Here is a 4837-nt window from a genome sequence, read left to right as displayed (position 1 = left end):
TGGTCCTGGGTTCGAATCCCAGCGGGATCACGAAAAACCTCAAACAAATGTTTGAGGTTTTTCTGTTTAAGATTACTGCGAATTAAGCAGAAGGATTGGGTTGAACTGTTTTTTGAACAGGCATGATTCGGTTGGTATGAAAACACATGAGTTGTTCCTACAGCTTTTGGATTATTATTTTAAGATGCTTACACCTTGTAATTCCGGTTAATTTTATTTTATTTTCTTACCTTCATTGATAACCGCTTGATTTACCTCTCTGACTCTATTTATGTCCATTTTTTCAATGGCACGATCATACGTCAAAAGGCCATTGACTTCATGTTCAACGTCGGTCGTTTGCGTATATACAGCAACACTTAAACCTTGGTATTTCATCAACTGTTCGACTTGATCCATCAGCAGAACATATTTGTCAGTCAATGCGGCTATTGTAGGTTCATAACCATAAGCATTGTTCTCTACAGGCCACATATGTCCTCTTACAAAAAGACCTACACCGCCAAATTCACCTAATGATGCTGCCCGTTTGCTATCCGGTTTTGAAGCATCATATGGCCCGATGTAAATATGGGTATCTACAAAATCACCATTACCTGGATCTCCTGCTGCCTTCTGATAACCAGGGTTGTTGTTGAAGCCTGAATTGCCGTTTACCAGCCTCGACGGGTCATAGTGCTTTACCCAGTCCGTAATTTCTTTCACATCAAAAGCTCCCCAGTTTTCGTTGAATGGAACCCAGGTAATAATGGAAGGAGAGTTGTAATGATCGTCCATAATGGCTTTTAGTTCCTTGCGAAAAGCTGTCCGCACTTTTGCGGTGTCTTCATGCTGATACCAGATGGCCGGCATGTCCTGCCATACCAATATTCCAAGTTTGTCTGCCCAATAATAAAATCGCTTAGACTCAGTTTTCATGTGTTTTCTGATCAAATTAAACCCGGCCTTCTTTGTAAACTCTATATCATGTTTTAAAGCCTCTTCAGTTGGGGCAGTTAAAATACCATCTGGCCAATATCCCTGGTCGAGTAAACCTACCTGCATCACGAATTTGTTGTTTAATAGTGGTCGGATAACATCACCAACTTTACCAAGCTTAACATCACGCATTCCAAAATAACTGTCCACTTCATCTGTAACTTTACCACTTTTATCTTTCAAGGACAATTTTAGGTCGTAAAGGAAAGGCTCATCAGGTGACCATAATTTGGGATCCTTTATGGGTATATAAAATGCAATTCCAGCTTCTCCTTTCGCTTCAGAAATTATTTTTTTTCCGTCAAGTGCCACTGCTGATACCTCTGCAGAAGCTGCATTCACCATTACTTTAAGACGACTGTTTGTCAAATCGGGCATTAAACGAATATTCTGAATGTAATTTTTATTTACCGGTTCCAGCCATACCGTCTGCCAGATTCCTGAAGTAAATGTATAATCTCCACGCGGTCCATTTTTACCAGAAGGTGTCCTTCCGTCATTTGCATCATATGCGGCTACAATTATCGTATTTAAACCTGGGTTCAAAAATGTGGTGATGTTGATACTGAAAGCATCATAACCACCGGCGTGACTTCCTGCATTTTTCCCATTTACAAACAGCGTTGCATCGTGGTCAACTGCATCAAAATGAATAATGACTTGTTTACCTTTCCAGGACGATGGAATTTCAACATTCCTGTGGTACCACATATTAATTTCCTGGTTTCGCCCAATTCCTGATAATATGGATTCAGGACAATAAGGGACGAGTATTTTGTCCGTTTTGTCATCGAAGTTGATTGGCTTTACAGGATTCAAGGCACTAGCCATCTGTTTGCCGCCAATATAGTCCCATTTTCCATTCAGACACATCCAATCCTTACGTACTAGTTGTGGCCGCGGATATTCAGAAAGGGGAAGTACTGATTCCATAGCTGCTTTTGTCCACTTTGTGGGTAGTTTTGCAGATTGGGCTAGTGCTATTTTAGCAGAAGTAAGGCTGATTAGTAAAACGCCATATAAAAACAGGTTCCTGGTATATATTATCATGCTTCCTTTTTTAAAAACACATTGTAATTCTACTAAAGTGATTATTTTTTTTAACAATAGAAAGGGAGATCATTCATGGACCTTACTTGTCTGACCATCAAAAGGAGTATTGGGCGTAATTACTAAATCTGTGTACGATTAATATCATTTACAATTCAAACCGAAAAAGAAAATCTGAACTGGCTAGAGAACCAACAACCCAAAATCTCTTAAAATATGAATTGGTTTTGAGTACCAGAACAGCTCAAAATTGTCCATTGTAGATTCAAAATTAGCTTTAATTTCCTGAAAGGTGTAAACCTGCGTATTGGAAACTGCTATTTTCTTCAAGATTAAAGCAAGCCATTCTCCTTCATTTTTATTGGTCTGAATGTTGAAGGTCTCCTTTTTATCATAAAAAGTTAAAACAGTCATCTCGAAAGAATTACCCTTTTTATGCTTGGTAAAGCTTTCAATATCTGGTTTTCCTCCTAACCAAATCACTTTAGCAGAAGGTTTAGTGTTGAACAAACTTTCGTCCCTTAATGCTTTCGCAATAAAATCTGAAGGAATTGTTACTTTAGGGATCTTAAAATCAAACCACTCTTGTAATTTGTAGTCGAAGCAAATGCCATGCATGAAATTGAAAAGCGACTTTTTTAAGCCATAGCTAAACTGATCATGGTCTATTCCCGTTTTGTCGATATAATTGATGTCATTATTAGCAAAAGTTCCAATAGTCTTGGTCTCTTTGACTACACCAAATCTTTCTGGATACATACCAACAGGGCTATGTGCAGTCATCGCAAATTGATGCCAGAAGCCAGATTGTAAAACACCAGCTTCAAACAATTGTCTCACCATTTCCAGACTGTCTATGGTCTCTTGGATAGTCTGTGTTGGATACCCATACATTAAATAGGCATGAACCAATACCCCAGCTTCAGTGAAATTACGGGTAACCTGAGCTACTTGTTCAACCGATACCCCTTTGTCAATCAGCTTTAATAACCGATCCGATGCTACTTCTAAACCACCAGAAACAGCGATACAGCCCGATGCTTTTAGCAATATACATAAATCTCTGCTGAAGCTTTTTTCAAACCGAATATTTGTCCACCAGCTTACAGAAATGTTTCTTCTTAAAATTTCTATCGCGACTTCTCGCATCAAGGCTGGTGGTGCAGCCTCGTCTACAAAGTGAAAGCCATTCTGACCTGTTTTTTCAGTAAGCTCTTCTATACGATCGACAATCAATTTGGCTGCAACAGGTTCATAGACCTTAATGTAATCTAAAGAAATATCACAAAATGTACATTTCCCCCAATAACAACCATGTGCCATGGTTAATTTGTTCCAACGGCCGTCACTCCACATGCGGTGCATTGGATTCACAATTTCTATAACCGAAATGTATTGATCCAATTGTAAATCGCTATAATCTGGTGTTCCTACATCAAACTGCTTGTAATCACTTCTTAAAGCATCATTTTTATAAACAACCTCACCATTCTCTAATAAAAAAGTTCTTTTATACAGGGTGAAATCTCCACCTTTTATGATCGAATTATAGATTAATTCAATTGGTAATTCCCCATCATCTAAGGATATATAATCGAAAAATTCAAATACCCGCTTATCAGAAACGGAACGAAGTTCTGTATTAGCGAAACCGCCACCCATGGCTATTTTAATATAAGGATAACTTTGTTTCACATACTGTGCACATCGAAAAGCGGCATACAAATTCCCAGGAAATGGAATAGAAATCAACAATAGCTTAGGTTGAATAAGGGCAATTTTCCTTTCTAGAATTTCGATCAGAATTTTATCCATGTAGGTATACTCTTGATTTAAAGCAGTGTAAAGCTCATCAAATGAGTTTGCACTCCTACCTAATCTTTCGGCATAACGACTAAAACCAAAGTTTGGATCAATACATTCAATAATAAAATCTGAAATATCCTCAAGATATAGTGTTGCCAGATGTTTGCCCTTATCTTGCGTTCCCATTGAACCGAATGCTTTATCTAACTCGTTTAATTGAGTAAATCTTGATGCTTCCGGTAAAAAATCATCCTGACAAATCTGCAAAGCTAAGGTTGGGTTATTGCCTTGTAAAAAAGCAATAACTACATCAATAGTTTTGATATACTCGTTTTTTAATGCTAGAATTCGCTTGGCATTTGAACTTATTGCTTGATCTTGTAACTCCTCAGCATGAAAGAATAGTTCTTCCAGACCTTTCCTGGAGAACAAGGCCAATATCACTTCAATACCTAAATCAGCCTGCGTTGAAGAAATATTTTTAGTATTCAAAAACCCTTTGATATAAGCAGTTGCTGGATACGGGGTATTCAGTTGAGTAAATGGGGGAGTTACAAGGAAGATATCTGTATTCAAAATGGAATCATATTTCTCAGCAAAAATATTCATAATTATTTTACTATGAGACAATACCTAACTCAGATTATTAAAACAAGGGTTATATTGGATATAATCTTTGTTTCAGACTGAAGGTCGAACTAAAAATTTCCCTTTGGTACAAAAATCTAACCTGTTATTTATAAACCTTAATCAATATAAGTGCATTTTAGACACATTAATTGGCTCCTAAAGCAATTGAATGAGTTGTATCTGATCTTAAATATAAATTTATTAATACCTTCAAGATATTAAATATCATATAGTTATATAAGATTAGGCAGATTAAATGATAGGAGTCACTCGTGCGATTTACAATATCAATTGCAAGTCAGCATTTAATTTCTATCTTTGCACCTCCTTAAACAAAAGGATTGATTCCGTAGCTCAGCTGGTAGAGCATTAC

Annotated in this window: 2 protein-coding genes; both read right to left on the bottom strand. The window is 37.2% G+C overall.

Features of this window, described 5'->3' with window-relative positions; translation table 11 throughout:
• Positions 1-213: 213 nt before the first annotated feature.
• Positions 214-2028, bottom strand: coding sequence for a glycoside hydrolase family 2 protein (locus BFL47_RS18860; protein ID WP_069661345.1), 1815 nt, complete (start codon positions 2026-2028; stop codon positions 214-216).
• Between the two features lie 183 nt (positions 2029-2211).
• Entirely contained in the window at positions 2212-4443 is a 2232-nt protein-coding gene (locus BFL47_RS18855) for a B12-binding domain-containing radical SAM protein (protein WP_211480992.1), read from the bottom strand.
• Positions 4444-4837 lie beyond the last annotated feature (394 nt).

Origin of the sequence: Arcticibacter eurypsychrophilus (assembly GCF_001730525.1) — a bacterium.
Lineage (GTDB): Bacteria > Bacteroidota > Bacteroidia > Sphingobacteriales > Sphingobacteriaceae > Arcticibacter > Arcticibacter eurypsychrophilus.
This window is presented reverse-complemented; position numbering and strand designations above follow the sequence as displayed.

Bases quoted from the DNA above. Each gene is read 5' to 3' on its own strand.
- BFL47_RS18860 (WP_069661345.1), bottom strand. From the start codon at position 2,028: ATGATAATATATACCAGGAACCTGTTTTTATATGGCGTTTTACTAATC.
- BFL47_RS18855 (WP_211480992.1), bottom strand. From the start codon at position 4,443: ATGAATATTTTTGCTGAGAAATATGATTCCATTTTGAATACAGATATC.